The 18,859-nt window shown below is 70.6% G+C and carries 18 protein-coding genes and 1 pseudogene; 10 read left to right on the forward strand and 9 right to left on the reverse strand.

Features of this window, described 5'->3' with window-relative positions:
• Window positions 1–50 precede the first annotated feature (50 nt).
• Entirely contained in the window at window positions 51–1,745 is a 1,695-nt protein-coding gene (locus tag ACH4LD_RS33615) for an ABC transporter family substrate-binding protein (protein ID WP_398057778.1), read from the forward strand.
• Between the two features lie 307 nt (window positions 1,746–2,052).
• On the opposite strand, the gene ACH4LD_RS33620 is transcribed toward ACH4LD_RS33615, so the two are convergent.
• Entirely contained in the window at window positions 2,053–2,565 is a 513-nt protein-coding gene (locus tag ACH4LD_RS33620) for a hypothetical protein (RefSeq protein ID WP_398057777.1), read from the reverse strand.
• Between the two features lie 746 nt (window positions 2,566–3,311).
• On the opposite strand from ACH4LD_RS33620, the gene ACH4LD_RS33625 reads away from it, so the two are divergent.
• Window positions 3,312–3,590 (forward strand): GlsB/YeaQ/YmgE family stress response membrane protein, encoded by a 279-nt coding sequence (locus tag ACH4LD_RS33625; protein WP_398057776.1) that lies wholly within the window; start codon window positions 3,312–3,314, stop codon window positions 3,588–3,590.
• A gap of 258 nt (window positions 3,591–3,848) precedes the next feature.
• On the forward strand, window positions 3,849–4,385 hold the full coding sequence (locus ACH4LD_RS33630) for a cysteine hydrolase family protein (RefSeq protein ID WP_398057775.1): 537 nt from the start codon (window positions 3,849–3,851) through the stop codon (window positions 4,383–4,385).
• Window positions 4,386–4,690: 305 nt separating this feature from the next.
• Here the strand turns inward: ACH4LD_RS33630 and ACH4LD_RS33635 are convergent, their stop codons facing one another.
• The 4 genes and pseudogenes from ACH4LD_RS33635 to ACH4LD_RS33650 all read right to left on the reverse strand — a co-directional run.
• The gene (locus tag ACH4LD_RS33635) at window positions 4,691–5,149 is read right to left on the reverse strand and encodes an RrF2 family transcriptional regulator (protein ID WP_398057774.1); all 459 of its coding nucleotides are present in this window, start codon (window positions 5,147–5,149) and stop codon (window positions 4,691–4,693) included.
• A 53-nt stretch (window positions 5,150–5,202) separates the two neighbouring features.
• Window positions 5,203–6,426: an acyl-CoA dehydrogenase family protein gene (locus ACH4LD_RS33640; RefSeq protein WP_398057773.1), complete on the reverse strand. Its 1,224-nt coding sequence runs from the start codon at window positions 6,424–6,426 to the stop codon at window positions 5,203–5,205.
• Window positions 6,427–7,446: 1,020 nt separating this feature from the next.
• Window positions 7,447–7,689: a hypothetical protein gene (locus tag ACH4LD_RS33645; protein ID WP_398057923.1), complete on the reverse strand. Its 243-nt coding sequence runs from the start codon at window positions 7,687–7,689 to the stop codon at window positions 7,447–7,449.
• Between the two features lie 123 nt (window positions 7,690–7,812).
• A pseudogene (locus ACH4LD_RS33650) lies at window positions 7,813–8,087 on the reverse strand (alkanesulfonate monooxygenase); the annotation flags it as partial.
• Window position 8,088: 1 nt separating this feature from the next.
• On the opposite strand from ACH4LD_RS33650, the gene ACH4LD_RS33655 reads away from it, so the two are divergent.
• From ACH4LD_RS33655 to ACH4LD_RS33670, 4 genes are all read left to right on the forward strand, one after another.
• Window positions 8,089–8,355 carry a hypothetical protein gene (locus ACH4LD_RS33655; RefSeq protein ID WP_398057930.1) on the forward strand — a complete coding sequence of 89 codons (267 nt, stop codon included), beginning with the start codon at window positions 8,089–8,091 and terminating at the stop codon, window positions 8,353–8,355.
• A 780-nt stretch (window positions 8,356–9,135) separates the two neighbouring features.
• Window positions 9,136–10,200, forward strand: coding sequence for a Rieske 2Fe-2S domain-containing protein (locus ACH4LD_RS33660; RefSeq protein ID WP_398057772.1), 1,065 nt, complete (start codon window positions 9,136–9,138; stop codon window positions 10,198–10,200).
• The gene (locus ACH4LD_RS33665) at window positions 10,197–10,379 is read left to right on the forward strand and encodes a hypothetical protein (RefSeq protein ID WP_030647339.1); all 183 of its coding nucleotides are present in this window, start codon (window positions 10,197–10,199) and stop codon (window positions 10,377–10,379) included. The genes ACH4LD_RS33660 and ACH4LD_RS33665 overlap by 4 nt, the downstream gene beginning before the upstream one ends.
• A complete protein-coding gene (locus ACH4LD_RS33670; RefSeq protein ID WP_398057771.1) occupies window positions 10,376–11,311 on the forward strand; it encodes a PDR/VanB family oxidoreductase in 936 nt (311 codons plus the stop codon). Before ACH4LD_RS33665 ends, ACH4LD_RS33670 begins: the two co-directional genes overlap by 4 nt.
• A 589-nt stretch (window positions 11,312–11,900) precedes the next feature.
• Here ACH4LD_RS33670 and ACH4LD_RS33675 read toward each other — a convergent pair.
• Genes ACH4LD_RS33675 through ACH4LD_RS33690 form a run of 4 tightly spaced genes read right to left on the reverse strand, consistent with a single transcriptional unit; the run spans window position 11,901 to window position 15,680 of the window.
• Window positions 11,901–12,356 (reverse strand): MaoC family dehydratase, encoded by a 456-nt coding sequence (locus tag ACH4LD_RS33675; RefSeq protein WP_398057770.1) that lies wholly within the window; start codon window positions 12,354–12,356, stop codon window positions 11,901–11,903.
• 13 nt (window positions 12,357–12,369) lie between these two features.
• The gene (gene menE / locus ACH4LD_RS33680; protein WP_398057769.1) at window positions 12,370–13,875 is read right to left on the reverse strand and encodes an o-succinylbenzoate--CoA ligase; all 1,506 of its coding nucleotides are present in this window, start codon (window positions 13,873–13,875) and stop codon (window positions 12,370–12,372) included.
• Between the two features lie 12 nt (window positions 13,876–13,887).
• Complete coding sequence (locus ACH4LD_RS33685) at window positions 13,888–14,763, reverse strand: amidohydrolase family protein (RefSeq protein ID WP_398057768.1); 876 nt, start codon at window positions 14,761–14,763, stop codon at window positions 13,888–13,890.
• The gene (locus tag ACH4LD_RS33690; RefSeq protein WP_398057767.1) at window positions 14,763–15,680 is read right to left on the reverse strand and encodes an SDR family oxidoreductase; all 918 of its coding nucleotides are present in this window, start codon (window positions 15,678–15,680) and stop codon (window positions 14,763–14,765) included. Before ACH4LD_RS33690 ends, ACH4LD_RS33685 begins: the two co-directional genes overlap by 1 nt.
• A gap of 239 nt (window positions 15,681–15,919) precedes the next feature.
• Here ACH4LD_RS33690 and ACH4LD_RS33695 point away from each other — a divergent pair, with 239 nt between their 5' ends.
• From ACH4LD_RS33695 to ACH4LD_RS33705, 3 genes are all read left to right on the forward strand, one after another.
• The gene (locus ACH4LD_RS33695) at window positions 15,920–16,381 is read left to right on the forward strand and encodes a MarR family winged helix-turn-helix transcriptional regulator (protein WP_398057922.1); all 462 of its coding nucleotides are present in this window, start codon (window positions 15,920–15,922) and stop codon (window positions 16,379–16,381) included.
• Between the two features lie 10 nt (window positions 16,382–16,391).
• Entirely contained in the window at window positions 16,392–17,168 is a 777-nt protein-coding gene (locus tag ACH4LD_RS33700; RefSeq protein WP_398057766.1) for an IclR family transcriptional regulator, read from the forward strand.
• An 820-nt stretch (window positions 17,169–17,988) separates the two neighbouring features.
• On the forward strand, window positions 17,989–18,657 hold the full coding sequence (locus ACH4LD_RS33705) for a hypothetical protein (protein WP_398057765.1): 669 nt from the start codon (window positions 17,989–17,991) through the stop codon (window positions 18,655–18,657).
• Window positions 18,658–18,859 lie beyond the last annotated feature (202 nt).

Genomic DNA, 18,859 nt, shown 5'->3' on the forward strand with positions numbered 1-18,859 from the left:
CCGCGACGCGCGGCACCGCCTCACCCCACAGAGAAACGGATCAACTCCCCATGCGATCGAGTATCGCCCCGGCCTCCGCGCTCACCGTCGCCCTCGCCCTCGCCCTCACGGCCACCGCCTGCAGTTCCTCCGGGGCCGACACTCCGAACGACGGGAAGGCGGGAAACGGCTCGACGCCCGCGGTCGCCTCGGCGAAGGTCGACTACAACCCCCAGCCGTACGACAACATCAAGGACGGAGGCACCTACACCACTCCCGGGACCTTCGACGACCAGGGCAACCCGTTCAACGCCAACGCCACTCTCACCGCGAGCCGTGTGTGGTTCTGGTACAACCCGGATGTCATCACCTACTCCCCCACGGGTGACGTGCAGTACAACCCGGACTACCTCAGTGACGTCAAGGTCACGGTGACCGGCGGCAACCAGCGGGTGATCCTCACACTCAACCCCAAAGCCACCTACAACGACGGCACTCCGATCGACTGGCGGGCCGTGAAGGCGACCTGGCAGGCCAACAACGGCTCGAACAAGGACTACAACGCGACCAACACCGAGGGCTACCGGAAGATCGTCTCGGTCACCCGCGGCACCGACGACCGGCAGGCCGTCATCGACTTCAAGGGAGTCGACCCGTGGTGGTCGAGCCTGTTCACGACGTTCCTGCACCCCAAGGCCGCCACGGTCGCCAACTTCAACGACGCCTACGTGAAGAAGGCGCATCCCGAATGGGGCGCGGGCCCCTACACCGTCGGCACCTTCGACACCAAGAGCGGCAACCTCACCTTCGTCCGCAACCCGAAGTGGTGGGGCAAGAGAGGCAAGCTCGACAAGCGCGTCTACGTCAACCTGGACTCCGAGGCCGCGATCAACGCCTTCAAGAACGGGCAGGTCGACTATGCCGCCACAGGCAGTGCCGAGGGCTTGAAGCAGATCAGCGGGGTCGACGGAACCGAGATCCGTCGTGGCGGCAGCCCCTTCGAGTACTCGCTCTACGTCAACTCGAAGTCCCCGGTGCTCAAGGACGTCGGGGTGCGCAAGGCGCTGCTGGAGAGCATCGACAGGACACAGATCGCCAAGATCCAGTTCCAGGGCCTGGACTACTCCGAGCCCCTTCCCGGCTCGGCGCTGCTCTACAGCTTCCAGAAGGGCTACTCGGACAACGTCTCATCGGTGATCAAGTACTCGCCCGACGACGCCGGGAAGACTCTCGACGCGGCCGGCTGGAAGGCCGACGGCAACGGCGTCCGGGAGAAGAACGGCACCAAGCTCAGGGTGGGCTACACCCTGCTCGGCGACGACCCGCTGGAGAAGGCGACGGCCAACGCGTTCGCCGCCATGCTCAAGCCGGTCGGCATCCAGGTCGACATCAAGAAGGCGGACGAAGCCGATTTCTCCAAGATCCTCAGCGATCGCGACTTCGACCTGTTCCTCTCCGGCAACCGCTCGACGGACCCCTTCGGCGCTCGCTACCTGTACCAGTTCTACGGCACCGACAGTGACTCCAACCTGACCGGCACGGGAACCCCCGAACTGGACAAGGAGATCCACGCGGCATCCCGGATATCCGACCCCGCGAAGCAGACGGCCCGGGCCAACGCGATCGAACGCAAGGAACTCGCGCAGTACGCCTTCCTGCCGCTGTACAGCGGTCCCTCCGTCTACGGAGTCAAGAAGGGACTGGCCAACGTCGGCGCCACGATCTTCGGCACCCCCCTGCCGGAGACGGTCGGCTGGCAGAAGTGACTCCTCGCCGCCGTGGGGACGTCTCCGCGCCGCCCTGATCCCGGTCCCAGGATCCTGTGGACGTCACCCACGGCCCGCACCATCAGACCGGCAAGGGTGTGAGCCGACCAAGACCCAGGTCGTCCCGATCACCGTGCGGGCTGTGGCGGTCCTGCTACCGCCGCTCCACGCTCTGGCTCACAACGGCACATTGCACCGCGTCACCACCGCGCCGCTGCCGGCCTCGGGCCAGGGCCGGCCCGCCTTGTTCGCGACCTGTGGTTCTGGCTCGCTTTCCGTGAACCGGTCAGGGGGCAGGCGACGCAGATCACGGGCTGGGGTCCTGGTGCCCTTCTGCGACGAGAAAGTCTCGCGCTGCGGAGGTGACCCGGTCGCGAACGTGCTGCTGGTCCGGAGGTTGATCATTCGGCAGACCGATCGCTCTTGCCAGGTCGACGATGGGCCGCAGCGCGTCGGGGTAGTCGAGTTCCGCTGCGGCTTCCTCATAGACCAGCTTCGCTCCGTGCACGGGATCGAGTCGGCGTGCCACGATCTGGCCGGCCCACCACTGGGCCGCGGTCCATCGCGCCTTGGCAAGATCTCGCGAGGTCAGCGGCAGCAGACCCAACTCTTCCAGCACAAGGTGGAACAGCTCGCGGGCCTGCGGGTACTCACCACGCGCGAGGCCGGCCAGCAGGGGAACCGAGGGAGCCTCGACGTCGGCCATCAAGGCGTCCAGGCCCAACTGGACCAGGTAGGCGTCACAGGGGCGCTGCCAGGGTTCCATGGCCAAGTCCGCAGCGGCCATGCGCATCAGGCTGATCGCTACCGCTGCGTCCACGCTGCCGCCTTCTCATCATCTGCCCGTGGAGGGAAGTCCTCTCACCGGGAGCCCGGTGGTTGATCAGGTGGCCACCAATACGCGCTTGCGCAGCAGGCTGCAACCGTCCCGGCCGAACATCTGGCGCTTGAGCATCTTGATCCTGTTGACGGTCCTTCGACGACGCCGGAGTCCCAGGGCAGGGTCAGGCCGGCGATGACGGCGGCCCGGTCTCTGCCGATGCCGCCCCGCGAGAGCGTGGAGGGGGGCATCAGGGCGTCGAGACCAGGGCAGCCGGCCAGGACGGCCCCAAGCCGGAGCCGTCGGACCTGGGTCAGCGTCTCGGTCGGCTGAGGATCCACAAGGCCCGGTGGAATCACGAGACCACGCTGGAACCGGTGGTGCGCGACTTCGGGCCCGCCGCCCGCGGGCGGGAGCCCTCGGTCGATGACCGGACCCCCACTGTCTGTACCGCATCGACCGTCCGGGGACCGGCGACGGAGGCACCGGTTCTGCGTGAACGCCGTCTCGCAGTACGGCAGCGGTTCGTGGATGCGCCGGCCGGCCCAGATCGGGCATGTGATCCGGACGCCGGGTGTCGCTCCTGGGGCCGCGCTCACCTGCTTGTCTCCGGGGAACCGGCCGGTGTCGTGACACCGCGTCTCTTCACTTCAGAAGCGGAGAACCGCGATCCCACGTTTGTATGAGCGCGGACGGTACAGACGAGGAGCTGACACAGTCTTTATACAGCGAGACGGAGACACATCATGAGCATCCTCGCGTGGATCATCATCGGCCTCCTCGCCGGCGCCATCGCCAAGGCCATCATGCCGGGCAAGGACCCCGGCGGCATCATCGTCACCATGCTCATCGGCATCGCCGGTGGTCTGCTCGGCGGCTGGCTCGGCAAGGTGATCTTCGGCGTCGACTCCGTCGACGGGTTCTTCGAACTCTCCACGTGGATCGCCGCGATCGTCGGCTCCCTCATCCTGCTCGCCCTGTACCGCCTCATCGCCGGCAACCGCCACACGCACCGACACGCGTGATCCACTGACGCCGCAGGCGGTCCAGCTTCTCTGGATGGCTCCCCCGATCCCCAGGGGGAGCCATCGCCATGCACAGTGCGGCCGGCCCACGCGCGCCGGCAGGGCTGCCGCTGCCCGCACCCGGGCGCCCTTCGCGCGGCCGGGACTCGCGACGGTTGCGACGGCCGCGCTGGTCCACGGACCCCGGACGGTGAGCCGTCCGCGTCGTGCCCGGCGCTCCGGAGTCGGTTCGCTGCCCGTCGGTGGCACGCTGGTCGTATGAGCAAGACTGCGCTGATCGTCATCGACATGATCAACACCTACGACCACAAGGACGCCGACCAGCTGATCCGCTCGGCAGAACCGGTCGTGCCGGTCCTGACCGATCTGCTGCGGCGCGCGCGTGGTCGCGGGGTACCGGTCATCTACGTCAATGACAACTTCGGCGAGTGGCGTTCACACCACGGCGAGTTGCTCGATCGGGCTCTGGCCACCCCTCACGCCCGTCTCGTGGAGCCCGTGAAGCCCGATGCGGACTCGCTCTTCGTACTCAAGGCCCGCCACTCCATCTTCTTCGAGACACCGCTTCATTACCTGTTGCAGCAGCAGGGTGTCGGCCGGCTGGTGCTCGCCGGGCAGGTGACCGAACAGTGCGTGCTGTACTCGGCCCTGGACGCGCACATCCGGCACTTCGACGTCATCGTTCCGCACGACGCCGTCGCGCACATCCACGAGGACCTCGCTCAGGCGGCACTGCGGATGATGGAGCGCAACATGGGCGCGCGCGTGTGCGCAAGCCAGGAACTCTGGGTGTGACCCCGGGAGCGCCGGGACTGCGTGCGTGCCTGGTCCCCACCGAGGGCATGGCCTCGGCCCCGCACCCCCGCCTCGTCGGCCGGGCCTCGTGTGGACACCGGAGAAGACCCGAGCGTCGACGTCCTCCTCCGAGAGCCGCTTCCACCTGGCGCAGGTCCGGGTCACGCGCGGCGCAGTGGGGCTGGTCAGGGCGAACGGGGCGGTGCACGGACCTGCGAGCGCCGACGGGACGGTCTGCGCTGCGCCCGCGTCTCGATGAGCTTGTCCCCCTCGGAGTTCTGCTCGCTGCGTTCACCGGACGTCGGTCAGGGATTCGTCCAGGCATCGGGGTCCTCCGCGAGGCTCACAACCTCCCCGGGCAGCTTGGCCGCGGCCACGTGGGCCAGGGTGACCTCGTCGAGGATCTTGCGGACGTTGGCGCGTACGGCGATCCACAGCGGCAGCAGCGACTCCGCGGGACCGCAGTAGGAGAGCTCGGGTGGGCGCACTCCCCGCACCGAGACCAGGGGGCCGTCCGCGACGCGGATGACGTCGGCGATGGCGATCGACTCCGGCGGGCGGGCGAGCCGGTAGCCGCCATTGCCGCCCCGCTGGCTGACCACGAGACCGCCCCGGCGCAGGTCGCCGAGGATGCCCTCCAGGAATTTGTGCGGGATGCCCTGTGCCGCGGCGATCGCCTCGGCCTTGAGCGAGGCCCCGCCCCCTGCTGCGGCCAGCTCCAGTGCCGCCCGCACCGCATAGTCCGCCCGCGCCGAGATCCGCATACCGCGATTGTCCATTACTGTCGTGTCGGCCCCCGCACCGGTCGCCCTCCCGGTCAGGCCGGAAGGGCGAAGGGTGGGTGAGCGCCGTTGAGGAAGTAGTCGCCCACCTCGCGCAGTCTGTGGGCGACCGGCTCGCGCAGGGTGTGTGTCCGGGCGTCGCGCCAGAAGCGGTCGAAGCCGTGCCGCGCGGAGGCGGCGTCGGCGCCGATGACGTCCAGGGCGCGGGTGGTGATCTCCTGGGCGGCCCGGGAGGCGGCGGACTCGGCCACGGTCGCGAGGACGGCGATCTCCGCGCACTCCTCGTCGTCGAGGTCCTCGCCCCGTACGAGGCCGCGCACCAGGGCATCCACCGCCTGCTCGGCGAGGGCGGACGCGGCACGTGCGACGACGGTGAGCTCGCCGTACACGGTCAGCGCGTACGGATCGTGCGGCGGGCTGTCCGGCCAGGGCTGAGGCGAGAAGGGCTGCCAGGGGGACCTCGTGCCCCTTCCGTGCTCGCGGACCTCGGCCAGCAGGCCGTCTGTCACGCCAAGGCAGAAGTGGACGGAGACCAGACGCGCGGTCGGCGCGGCCAGAGCGGCGAAGGGTGACAGGACGCCCTCGTCCGGCGAGAGGGAGCCGAGCACATCGTCGGCCGCGACCGGCACGGAGTCGAACTCCACGCCGCCACCGGCCGCGAGCCGCTGGCCGAAGGCGTCCCCGCCGGCGCCGCTCACGACGCCCGGGCGGGCGGGGTCGACCAGGACGGCCAACGGCTCACCGGTGCCGTACTCGGCGGCTCGAACCACCAGCCGGTCGGCGATCCCGACTCCGGTGGCGTACCTCTGGTAGCCGTTGAGCAGACAGCCGCCCGACGTGGGGGTCAGGATGAGTGGTGGTTCGTGGGAGGCGATACCTCCTCCCCAGCACCACTGCCCCGCCGTCGACTCCCGCTCGATGCGGGCGGCACGGGTGCGGTCGGCGAAGAACCGGGCGCTGCGGGACAGGAAGTAGTGGTTGCCCAGCAGGTGGCCGATGGCCCCGTCGGCCGCGGCGACGGTCCGGATGACCGCATACGCCGTGCGCCAGTCCGCACCGCCTCCCCCGAGTCCGGCCGGTGCCGTCAGTGTCAGCAGTCCCGACTCGCGCAACCGCGCCACCTCGTCGAGCGGTGCTTTGCCGGCCTGTTCGCGCTCGACCGCGTCCGTGGCCAGGTCGTCCGCCATCTCCCGGGCTATGTGCAGCCAGTCGGCCTGCTCGGCTCCCGCGTCGGTCACCTCGTCCGCCGTCACCGTCATGTCCTCACCCGCTCCGTGCGACCGCGGCCGTCGCTACAGCTCGGTGCTGTGGTCATGGCGTCTTCCTCCAGGGGACCGAGGACGACGCGGTGCCCGGCGGGGCGGCGTGGGAGTGCAACGGTGCGCACTGACGCGTCGGCTTCATCATCCTCACTCTCCTCTTCGGCCACCGTCAACACTTTCCTAGTAATTCGATAGGAAAACTAGGAAAGCCGGTGCGCTCCGGCCGATTCACGCTCCCGGATGGCGAGTTCGCGATGGCGGGCGGCCGGGTGGTCGTCCCTGACCCGGGGGCTGCCGGTCGTGCCGTGGAGGCGTTCGCGGAGCGTGGCGCCGGCGGACGAGGCCGGGATCCTGCCACGGTTGCGCAGTAGCCCACACCACGGGGCCGATACCGCCGATGCCCAGGTAGCGGGTCGCGCCGGACGAGCCCCTGGAGTACACCGACACCGACGAGTTCGGACAGGTCGAGGCCGCTCCAGCCGCCGTAGAGGGCGAGGGCGCCCTCGCAGGACGCGTGGGAGACGAGGTCGTCGTACTTGGCGCGGGCCTCCTCGTCGGTCGGCGCGGTGATGGCTGTGAGCAGGATGAAGATCTTGACGCTGTACGGGTCGCGGCCCTCGGCGGCGGCCCTGGCCCCGTTCGCTCGCCCGGTCGACGCCTGACTCCCCCCACGGCCGCGCGATGGTACGGATCGGCTCGCCGCCCTCCTCCGGCGCCGCGCGGGCGATGCCGGTGTCGACGGCCGCGTGGATGAACTGGCCAAAGGTGCCGGGGACTTCGGGTCGCTCGAAGGTGAGGTGGTGGGGCACGGCCTGGCCGGCGGGCCCGTGCACGTCCTCGAACCGCACGGGGCCGCTGGCGGTGCCGCGCTGCCCGATGCCGTCCCAGTCGTCGACGACGGTGACGCAGGGGCGTCGTGCGGGACGAAGGCGGCAGTGAGGGTGTCGTCCGGGTCGAGCGCGCAGACCGGGAGCCAGTGGGCGAACAGGGCACCGCCGGAGTAGTTCTCGGTGCCGGTCAGGGTGTACGCGCCGTGCCCTTCTCCGCGAGGGCGTTCCCGAACCTCCGCCCCGCCGGCAGCTCGGCGTAGAAGAAGTCACGCTGCTCGGCCGTGCCGTTCTCCTTCAGCACCTCCACGAAGAAGGAGTGGTTCTGTGGGATCCGGCAGATGCTGGAGCCGGCCGCCGACAGCGGCCGGTCGACCTCGCCGAGGGCGCGGGCACTCACCTCGGCGCCACCGTGGGAGCGGGACCCGGTGATGCCAAGGAGCCCGGAGCCCGACGGTGCGTCGAGTTCTGCGCGGCGGAACGCGTTCGGCGCCGCGCGGGGCGGTCTCGCGGGCGAACTTGGCGGCCGGCTCGGCGGCGACGGCGATCACATGGGTCATCGCGCGCTCCCGGCACCGGCGAAGGGGACCTGGGCGGCGGGGGCCACCTGCTGCCCGTACGGGTGCCGCCACAGACCCTGCGCCTGAAGCTTCGGCAGCACGCCCTCGCCGAACCAGTACGCCTCCTCCAGATGCGGATACCCGGAGAAGACGAACTCCTCGATCCCAGCGCGGCGTACTCCTTGATCCGCTCGGCAACCTCGGTGTGACAGCCGACCAGGGCGGTCCCGGCCCCACCCCGGACCAGCCCGATGCCCGCCCACAGGTTGAGTGTGACGCGTGACGCCTGGCGGGACACGGCCGTCGGGGCGGGCGTGCGCGTCGTCGAGGTGGAGGTGGTGTGCTCGGAACCGGCGGAGCACCGGCGCCGCGTGACCTCGCGGTCGGCCGACGTTCCAGGTCTGCCGCTGCCCAACTGGCAGCAGGTCGTCGACCGGGAGTACGAGCCGTGGGACCGCGAGCGTGTCGTCGTCGACACCGCGGGACAGAGCCCGCAACAGTCACTGGATGTGCTCCTCCGCGGCCTGGCATCGGGCTGACCGGTACCGGGCTGCTGTGCAAGCGCTCGGCTCGGCCCAGCCGTCCCACATGTCCAGCGGTTGAAGCACCTCGACGTCGGGGCCGAGGTCGAGGAGCGACCTCGGGCCGCAGGCGGAGAGCCGCGGCACGAACACGAGGTCGTCTCAGCATGGTTGCCTTCACGCGGCCGTCTTCAGGTTCCGTTGTCGAACGTCAGCTCGACTTCGAGGAGTGGCCCCGTCGGCGCCGCCCGCCTGGTCCTGGCGGAAGGCGTCGTCCTCGAAGGAGTCCCACAGCCCTGTCACGACGTCGTGGAACTCCTCGGCGCGGTCCTAGCGGGTGGTGTGGTCGAGGTGGGCGCCGAGGCCGAAGTTCCGGGCCTGGTCGGGGGAGGCGAAGGTGCGGGCCACGTGGCAGGGCCCGTAGACCGGCGAGGAACACCGCGTCGAAGGCGGCCCGTTCGGCGGTCCGCGCGAAGGAGAGGACCTCCCGGATGCTGACGCCCGCGTCCGCCGCCGTGCCCGGGTGCCGCCAGGCGGCCAGGTGCTCCCCCGGCGGCTTGAGGCAGGCGTTGAGGTGCAGTTGTCCGGTGCGGCGGCTCATCGTCGAAGGAGACGTTACCGCCCGGTCCTCCACTCCAGTGGCTAACGGCTGACAGGACAAGGCTCTGACCAGCCTCTTCACAGAAGTTCTTCCGTCTGGCAGAAGCCGCCTTGCCGAGCCGGCGCAAGCCTCAGGACCCTGATTCCAACCACGGCACGCGGGGCGACGGAGCCCCGCCGACAGGGACGGGAACTGCCATGCCGCACATGACTGCTTTCGCCAGGAACCAGTGGTACGTCGCCGCCTACAGCCACGAGGTCGGGCGCGAGTTGCTCGGCCGGACGATCCTCGGTGAGCCGCTCGTCCTCTACCGCGCCGAGGAGGACGGCACCGCGGTCGCGCTGGCCGACCGCTGTGTCCACCGCCGCTTCCCCCTCTCGGAGAGCCGGCTCGACGGGGACCGCGTCGTGTGCGGGTACCACGGGTTCACCTACGACACGACGGGCGCCTGCGTGTACGTGCCGGGGCAGAAGCGCGTCCCGCGCACGGCCCGGGTCGCCTCGTACCCGGTCGTCGAGCAGGACTCCCTGGTGTGGGTGTGGATCGGCGACCCGGCGCTCGCCGACGCGGGAACCATTCCGCGGGCCCGGCACCTGGACTCCCCGGACTGGGTGACGGTGCGCGGCATGGAACCGATCGACGCCGACTACGGCCTGCTGGTGGACAACCTCCTCGACCTCTCCCACGAGACGTATCTGCACGGCGGCTACATCGGCACCCCGGAGGTCGCCGAGACGCCGATCACCACCGAGGTCGACGAGGGCGCCGGCATCGTGCGGGTCAGCCGGCACATGGACGACGCCGCCTGCCCGCCCTTCTACGCCCGCTCCACCGGCATCGAGGGCCGTATCACCCGCTGGCAGGACATCGAGTACCACGCACCCTGCCTCTACCTGCTGCACAGCCGGATCGCGCCGGTCGGCGTGCTGCCCGAGCCGGACGGCAGCGACCCGAACGGCTTCCACACCGAGATCACCTATGCGATCACCCCGTCCGCCGACGGCAAGGTGTACGACTTCTGGGCCGTCTCCCGGGACTTCGCGAAGGACGACGAGGAAGTCACCGCGTTCCTGCACGACTTCAACCACACGGTCGTCATGCAGGATGTCGACGCGCTCAACCTGCTGCAGAAGACACTCGGCACCGAGCGGGCCGGCTACCAGGAGCTGAGCATCAACATCGACACCGGTGGTCTCGCCGCCCGCCGTATCCTCGCCCGTCTGGTCGAGGAGGGCGACAAGCCGGTGGAGAAGATCCGGTGAGCACGCCGTCCGCCGCTGTGAACCGCGAGGTCTACCGCATCGACTGGCTCCCGGGCACCGACGTCCTGCACGGCACCTGCCACTGCGGCGCCGAGAACACCGCCGAGGACCCGGTGCGGATGTGGGAGTGGATGCTCGCTCACCCCGAAGGACACCAGCCCGGAGGAACCACCTCATGACCGTGTACGAAGCCCGACTCGTCGTCGACCGCCGCGAGCCGGCGGCCGAGGGTGTGCTCGCCCTCACCCTGCGCCATCCGCTGGGCGAGGAGCTGCCGGCCTGGGAGCCGGGCGCCCATGTCGACGTCCTGCTCGGTCCGGGCCTGGAGCGGCAGTACTCGCTGTGCGGCGATCCCGCGGACCGGCACCTGTGGCGGATCGCCGTGCTCCGCGAGGCCGACGGGCGGGGTGGCTCGGCGCACGTCCACGAGCGGGTGCGCGAGGGCGACAAGGTACGGGTGCGGGGGCCGCGCAACCACTTCCCCCTGCGGCCCTCCCCCCGCTACCGGTTCATCGCGGGCGGCATCGGCATCACGCCCGTCCTGCCGATGCTCGCCGCGGCCGAGGCGGCGGGCGCCGAGTGGACGCTGCTGTACGGCGGGCGCACCCGCCGCTCCATGGCGTTCACCGCGGAGCTGGAGCGGTACGGGCACCGGGTGACGATCGCCCCGCAGGACGAGACCGGGCTGCTGGACCTGGCCCCGGTGCTGGACGACCTGCCCGACGACACGCTCGTCTACTGCTGTGGCCCGGACCCGCTGCTGGACGCCGTGGAGGAGCGCTGCCCGGCCGGGGCGCTGCGCGTCGAGCGGTTCCGGCCCAAGGAGCAACCCGGCGGAGAGGACGGCGCGTTCGAGGTCGTCCTGGAGCGGAGCGGTCGTACGCTCATCGTCCCGCCGCGGGTGTCGGTCCTCGACACCGTGCGTGCCGCGGGCGTCGAGGTGCTCTACTCCTGCACCGAGGGCACCTGCGGTACCTGCGAGACCGACGTCCTGGAGGGCACACCGGAGCACCGGGACTCGGTTCTGACGGACGAGGAGCGGGAATCCGGCGAGACCATGATGATCTGCGTGTCCCGGTGCCGGGGCGCGCGGTTGGTGCTCGATCTGTGACGGAGCCCTCGGGTCACGCATGGCGCGCCTCCACCTCCGCGCCGCGGACAGCCGGCGTCGCCGGTCACGCTCCGCCTCAGGTGACGCGGGGCGGTGCGCTCGGCAGGGTGACCGTGCCGTACAGCCAGTCGCCTGGTCGAAGCGGCGGCCCTTCGCAGCGACCACGGTCGGGGAAGCGGACCTGTCCGTGCCGCCGAGCACGGACAGGTCCGGGTGCGCGCCTGCCGGAGGGACAGCGGTGGGGCTTCGGCACCCAGGCGGCGGACGGTCTGCGACGATCCGAGGTCCACGGTCCAGGACCGCGGGACGGCGTTGCCTGGGCGTTCCCGGTAGCTGTTCGCGTCTTGGCAGCCGCCGGTCCAGCGTGAGTGGCTGGTCCTCGCGCCCGACTGTCGGCTGTCGGCTGTCGGCTGTCGGCTGTCGGCTGTCGGCTGTCGGCCGAAGGGTCCGCCCGGGTGACGGACACGCTCTCTGTCGCAGGCGAGAGCGCGACGCCCGCCGCCGGGGCAACCCCGCCCGGGGCGGTGCCGTGCGACCCGCGCACCGCATCGGGCAGGGGCACCTCATGCCCCGGGCGGGATCTTCCCGGTCAGACGTAGAACCGCGACAGGCTCTGCAGGACGGCCGCGGGCTTTCCGCCGCCGTCGATCTCCATCGTGCCGTCCACGGCGATCTGCACCCCGCCCGGCACGTCCTCCACCGAGGCGAGCCTCGCGACCAGCCGGATACGGGAGCCGACCGTCACCGGTGCGGGGAAACGCACCTTGTTCAGACCGTAGTTGACCTTCATCGACACGCCCTCGACCTCCAGCAGCTCGGTGAAGAGGGGGATGAAGAGGGAGAGGGTCAGATAGCCGTGTGCGACGGGCGCGCCGAACGGGCCGTCCTGCGCCCTTTCCGGGTCGACGTGGATCCACTGGTGGTCGCCCGTGGCGTCGGCGAAGGTGTTGATCCGCTCCTGCGTGACCTCGATCCACTCGCTGGTGCCGAGGTCGCCGCCGGCGAGCTTCTTGAGTTCGTCGAGGCCGTTGACGGTGATGCTCATCTGTGGTCCTTGTCTAGGAGGTGGTGCCGTACCGGGAGCGGACACGCGATTTCAGGAGCTTTCCGGAGGCGGTGCGCGGGAGGGCGTCCGCGATCACCACCGACTTGGGGATCTTGTACTTGGCCAGCCGGCCGGAGAGTGAGGTGATCACCTCGTCCGGGTCGAGCGTCGCGCCCTCGCGGGGGACGACGACCGCGCGCGGCACCTCGCCCCACTTGTCGTCGGGCACGCCGATGACGGCGCACTCGACGATGTCGGGGTGCGCGAGGAGCTGGTCCTCGATCTCGGCGGGGTAGATGTTCTCGCCGCCCGAGATGATCATGTCCTTGATGCGGTCGACGATGTGGATGTACCCGTCGTGGTCGACGCGGGCCGCGTCCCCGCTGCGGAACCAGCCGTCGGCGAAGACGGCCGCGGTCTCCTCGGGCAGTCCCCAGTAGCCGGACATGACGTGCGGGCCGCGCACCACGACCTCTCCCGTCTCGCCGACGTCGACCGGTGCGAGGTCGGGCCGCACCACCCGTACGTCGCTGAAGAAGTGCGGTACGCCGGCCGATCCCGCCTTGGTCACCGCGTGTTCGGCGTCCAGGAAGAGGGTGCCGGGCGCGGCCTCCGTCATGCCGTAGCCCTGGAGGAAGGTGAGCCCGCGCTCCTGGTACCTGGCGATCAGCGGGGTCGGGACCGGGGAGCCGCCGCAGGTCAGGATCCGCAGGGAGGACAGGTCCGCGTCCGCCCAGCGCGGATGCCGGGCCACCTGGTCGAACATGGTCGGCACGCCGAACATGAAGGTGATCCGGTGGCGTTCGATCAGGTCGAAGGTGGCGTCCGGGTCGAAGGACTCGACCAGGACGCACGTGCCCCCCTTGAGCAGGACGGGCAGGGTGAGCATGTTCAGTCCGGCCGTGTGGAACAAGGGGGCGCAGACCAGGGCGCGTTCGTCGGCGATCAGGTCGTGGTCGACGAGGACGTTGAACGCGTTCCAGACCAGGTTGCCGTGCGTGAGCATGGCGCCCTTGGGCCGGCCCGTGGTCCCCGAGGTGTACATGATGATGCAGGTGTCGTCGAGGGGCACGGGCCGGTCGATCGGCTCGTCGCCGGCTGCGGCCAGCAACTCCTCGTATGCGGCGCCCACTTCGACGACCGTCCGTACATCGGTGCCGGCCGGCAGTCCGGCCACCAGCGGGGCGGACGAGGGCGCGTGGAGGAGCGCCTTGGCGCCTGAGTCGGCTAGCTGGTAGGCGATCTCGGGTGCGGCGAGGCGGATGTTGAGCGGGACGAAGACCGCGCCGAGGGTGCCCGCGGCGAACAGCGTCTCCAGGTAGGCGGGGTGGTTGGGGCCGAGGTAGGCGATCCGGTCGCCGCGGCGGATTCCCCGGGCGTGCAGGGCGTGCGCGAGGCGGGTGGTGCGTTCGTGCAGCTCGGCGTAGGTGACGCTCCGGTCGCCGTGGATCAGGGCGGTGCGGTGCGGGGTCTTGCGGGCCCGGCGTTGGGGCCACGACCCCAGTCCCTCGTTGCGCATCTCACGGCCCCTTCACGCTTGCGTCAGTCCGAGCAGCCGGGCGGCGTTCTCCTTGAGGATCTTCGGGCGCACTTCGTCCTTGATCGGCAGCTTCGCGAAGTCGGCGAGCCAGCGGTCGGGGGTGAGGACGGGGAAGTCCGAGCCGAAGAGCACCTTGTCCTTGAGCAAGGTGTTGGCGTACTGCACGAGTTGGGGCGGGAAGTACTTCGGCGACCACCCGGACAGGTCGATGTGCACGCCGGGTTTGTGCGTGGCGACCGCGAGGGCCTCGTCCTGCCAGGGGAACGACGGATGCGCCAGGATGATCTTCAGATGGGGGAAGTCGGCGGCGACGTCGTCCACGTGCAGCGGGTTGGAGTACTTCAGCCGGATGCCGCCCCCGCCGGGAACGCCGGCTCCGATGCCGGTCTGGCCCGTGTGGAACAGAGCGATGGTGCCGGTCTCCTCGATGACCTCGTACAGACCGTAGGCCACGGAGCGGTCGTCGGGGAAGAAACCCTGGATGCTGGGGTGGAACTTGAAACCCTTCACCCCGTACTCCTCGACCAGGCGCCGGGCCTGCTTCACGCCGGCCCTGCCGCGGAAGGGATCGATGGAGGCGAACGGGATCAGCACGTCCGGGTTGGCGGCGGCGGCCTCGGCGACCTCCTCGTTGGGTACCGGTTCGGTGCCGGTGGCGGACTCGGCGTCGACGGTGAAGATGACGGCGGCCATCTTCCGTTCGCGGTAGTACGCGGCTGTCTCCTCCAGGGTCGGCTTCCGGTTGCCCTCCACCTTGAAGTAGGCGGAGGAGGCGTCGTGCAGGTCGGCGTCCAGCGAGGCGTGTCCCTTGGAGGAGACCTCGGCGTGGGTGTGGACGTCGATCGCGACGAGTCCGTCCAGGTCCATCAGGCCTCCGGGAACTTCGGCGCGGGGATGCCGACGGTCTGCGGTGCGGCGCCTACCGAGGTGGCCCACACGTCGGCGAGGGCGTCCGGGGACCAGCCGCCGTCCGCGTACGCCGCGGTGATCTCCTGCGGATGCGACCAGAGCGCGACCTTGTCACCGCCGATGCCGATGGCCTGGCCGGTCACGCCGCGCGCCGCTTCGGAGGCGAGGAAGGGTACGAGAGCGGCGCAGTCCTCGGGGGTGCCGAAGCCCTCGGTCTTGCGGAGGAAGTCGGGCAGCGGCTCGCCGTTCTTCATCGCCTCGACGTACGGGGCGAAGGCCGGGACGGTCTCCGTCATGGCGGTGGCTGCGACCGGAACGATCGCGTTGACGGTGATGTGCGCGCGCGCCAGCTCCATCGACCAGGTGCGGGCCATGGCGGCGATGCCGGCCTTGGCGGCGGCGTAGTTCGTCTGTCCGAAGTTGCCGCGCTGTCCGGCCGGGGAGCCGACCAGGATCATCGTGCCGCCCTCGCCCTGCTCACGCATCCGGACGGCGGCGGCTCGGGCGCAGGTGAAGGTACCGCGCAGATGGGTGGTGATCACCGCGTCGAAGTCGTCGTCGGTCATCTTCCACAGCACCTTGTCGCGCAGGATGCCGGCGTTGGTGACCAGGATGTCCAGGCGGCCGAACTCCGCCACGGCGCGGGCCGCCAGCCGGTCGGCGGCCTCGCTGGTACCGACCGCGACGGCCTCGGCCACGGCCTTGCCGCCCGCCTCGGTGATGGACTTGGCGGCTTGCCCGGCCACCACCTCGTCGATGTCGTTCACGACCACGGCGGCGCCGTGGGCGGCGAGGGCGTGGGCGTAGGCCAGGCCGAGGCCACGGCCGCTTCCGGTGACGACGGCCACCTTGCCGGTGAGATCGATGCTGGGCACGAGCGGGTCCCTTCCAGAGGGGTCGGCCGCCGGGCGGCCGGCGGCAGGTGCGCCTGCGGCCCGGGGCGGCGTGCGGTCCGGGATCGAAGCTAAGGACAATCATTGTTGTCGTCAATAGTTGTTGCCGGCCTGTCCGTGCGGCATGCTGTGGGCAGTACATCCGTATGTCCCGCCTCCGGACGGAGGCCCGGCCCAGGGAGCCCGCCATCACCGGCCAGCAGCACGCCCCAGAACACGCCGTGGGCTCCGCCCCGATCGACGCCCGGGAGCCGTGGATGCGCGGACTGCACGCGGACACCGGCTATCTGCTGTACCGGCTCGGACTGCGCTCGGGCCAGTTGTTCAACGCGTTCCTCCAGGAGTCCGGCCTGCGGCTGCGCCACTACGCGCTGCTGCGTTTCCTCGCCACCTCCGAGGGCGCCCTGCAACGGGAGTTGAGCACCTCCCTCGGCTACGACCCGAGCGCGATCGTCGGCCTGGTCGACGACCTGGAGAGGCTGGGGTTCGCCGAGCGCCGTCCTTCCCCGGACGACCGGCGCAGCCGGATCGTCGTGCTGACCGAGGCCGGCCGCGGTTTCCTGCGCGACACCGACGAGGCGGGTTCGCGGGTCACGGGCGAACTGCTCCGGCCGCTCGGCGCCGAGGAGCGGGACGTCCTGCACACGCTGCTGCTGAGGGTCGCCGAGAGCGGGCTCGGGTGACGCCGTCCCGATGACCGCCGACGCGCTGCCCCCGCGGACGGTGCGCTCCGCGCCGGACCGGCTGCTCGCCGTGCTCGCGGCCTTCGACCACGCGCATCCGGCGCTCTGTCTCACCGACATCAGCCGCCGGGCCGGGCTCACCCTCACCACCACGCACCGGCTGGTGGGGGCACTGACCGAGTGGGGCGCCCTGGAGCGGGACGCGGAGGGTCTCTACCACGTGGGCCTGAGGCTGTGGGAGGTCGCGGCGCTCGCCCCGCGCGGGCTCGCGCTGCGGCAGGTGGCGCTGCCGTACCTGGAGGACCTGTACGAGGCGACGCACGAGAACGTGCAGTTGGCGGTGCGCGACGGCGGGGACGTCGTGTACATCGAGTGGCTCTCCGGGCGCTCCGCGGTCGGCGTCCACATCCGGGTCGGCGCCCGCTGGCCGCTGCACGCCACCGGGGTCGGGCTCGCGCTGCTGGCCCACAGCGGGCAGCCGTTCCAGGAGGCGTACTGCGCGGGACCGCTGACCGCGTTCACCCCGTACACCGTCACGGACTCCGCGCGACTGCGCCGCGAACTGGCCGAAGTGCGGCGGACGGGCGTAGCGGTGAGCAACCGTCAGATAACCGAGGACGCCCTGTCGGTGGCGGCCCCGGTACACGGCCGCGACGGTGGGGTGACGGCGGCGGTGTCGGTCGTGGTCCCGCACACGACGGCCCGGGTACCCGTGCTGATCCCGGCGGTACGGCTCGCGGCGCGGGGCATCTCACGGGCGCTGGGGTGGCAGCCGGAGACGCGCTGAGCCGAGGTTCACACGGTTCGGGCACCGGGGTGTTGCCCTCCGGGGAGCCGTGTGCGCGATGACGAGGGCATGAGCGAGAGCAGCGAGAAGACCTACCGTCCCGGCGAGACCGTCCCCCGGTCCGGGACCTGCCAGTGCGACTGCGGGCAAGGTCACGCGTAGGCCCAGCACGCTGAGAGCGTGGAGGGGCCCTCGAAGAACGCCTCCTGCCCGGCGGGAGGCCACGATGCGGTGCACCGTCTTGCCGGAGTACGACAGGTGCATCGAGAACAGGCAGACCTCGACCTGCTCTCCGGCCAGACCGTCACGTCGCCGAAGTCGACCTCGGCCTCCGCCCCCGGCATGTGGGGGATGAACGCGTCCAGCGGCCCGCGTCCCGCCACGATCCGCATCTGCGGCCGGCGAACGGCGGCACAGGCCGGCACCATCGGACAGGTCACGTCCACCGCACCGTGCTCGTCCAGGAGCCGGTCGAAGACGGCGCAGTCCTCGAAGATCGCCGACTCGAAGAAGCTGGCGCCCTCGCAGGTGGCCGATTCGAACGTGGCATGGCCGGGGCGGGGGTGCCCGGTTTCAGGGTCGCGGAGGGCGTTCCTGCGTCGGAAGTCCGCAGACGGGTCGGACGGCACCGCGGACGGCCGGCACGAACCTGGGCCGGAGGGCGGGATCCGGCACGATCAGTGCCACGGAACTACCGACGGGTGTCCAGTGCGTCCGGTGCGGGACACCACTCCCACGACACGGCAGTCGGCATGGCGTCGTGCGACACGGATCGCGGTCCCGGGCCGGGCTGTCAGACCCCGCCGCCACACTTCCGGTCATGAGCGATGAGGGATTCGAGTGGATACAGCAAGACCTCACCTCCTGGGGCTTCTACCTGGAGATGGTCAAAGGCGTGAGCGTCGAGGAGCTGGCGGCTATGCGGGGAGCGGATCCCGGCCTCGGCATCATGTCTCCTGACGTGTTCAACACGGTGTTGGACCGCTCCAGCAACATCCCGGACTGGGCCAGGCTGGGCGAGCACGCGGGGTGGGCCTTCGCCCTGTGCGGGGGCGACGACGGCTTCTACATGCAGCGCCCCGACCACGTGAAGCACGTGTGGGAGGGCCGCACCTGGCTGACCATCATGGACACCACCATGGACCCGCCCGTCATCGATGTGATCGTGGACGGAGAGCTGGACTGGAGTTACTTCGACGGCGAGGTTCACGAGGCGGTCAGGGCGGACCATCCCCTCACCCGGCGGATGACCGCCGAGATCGGGCTCGGCAGCCTCGCCCCGAACCCTGACTCGCCCGACGAGCCGGACAGGTGGAGGCTGCGCGTCCCGGACATCCGGGACGTGTACCGGCTGATGGGCGAGCACTACGGACTGAGCCTTCCCCGGAGGACGATCGTCGGCGAGGAGCTGGTCGGGGTGTTCACCTCCCCGCGCGTGTACGCCAACGGGGAGCCGAACACCAGGTACGACAACATCCGCCTGCCTTGACCTTGAGCTGTGTCCCGCGACAGGAGACCGACGCCCATGTCGCGGAGCACGACCCCACGTGAACCAGGCGACGCCCCCTCACCTGTCACCCGAGCGCCGAACACGCCCCAAGCGCCCGACCATCCCGCTCGGACCCCGCCCGAGGCGGCGCGGTCTGCCGGCTCCGGCGCGGCATGGTCCGGGACCGGACGGCAGGCGTGGT

Origin of the sequence: Streptomyces sp. NPDC017676 (assembly GCF_044329325.1) — a bacterium.
GTDB lineage: Bacteria > Actinomycetota > Actinomycetes > Streptomycetales > Streptomycetaceae > Streptomyces.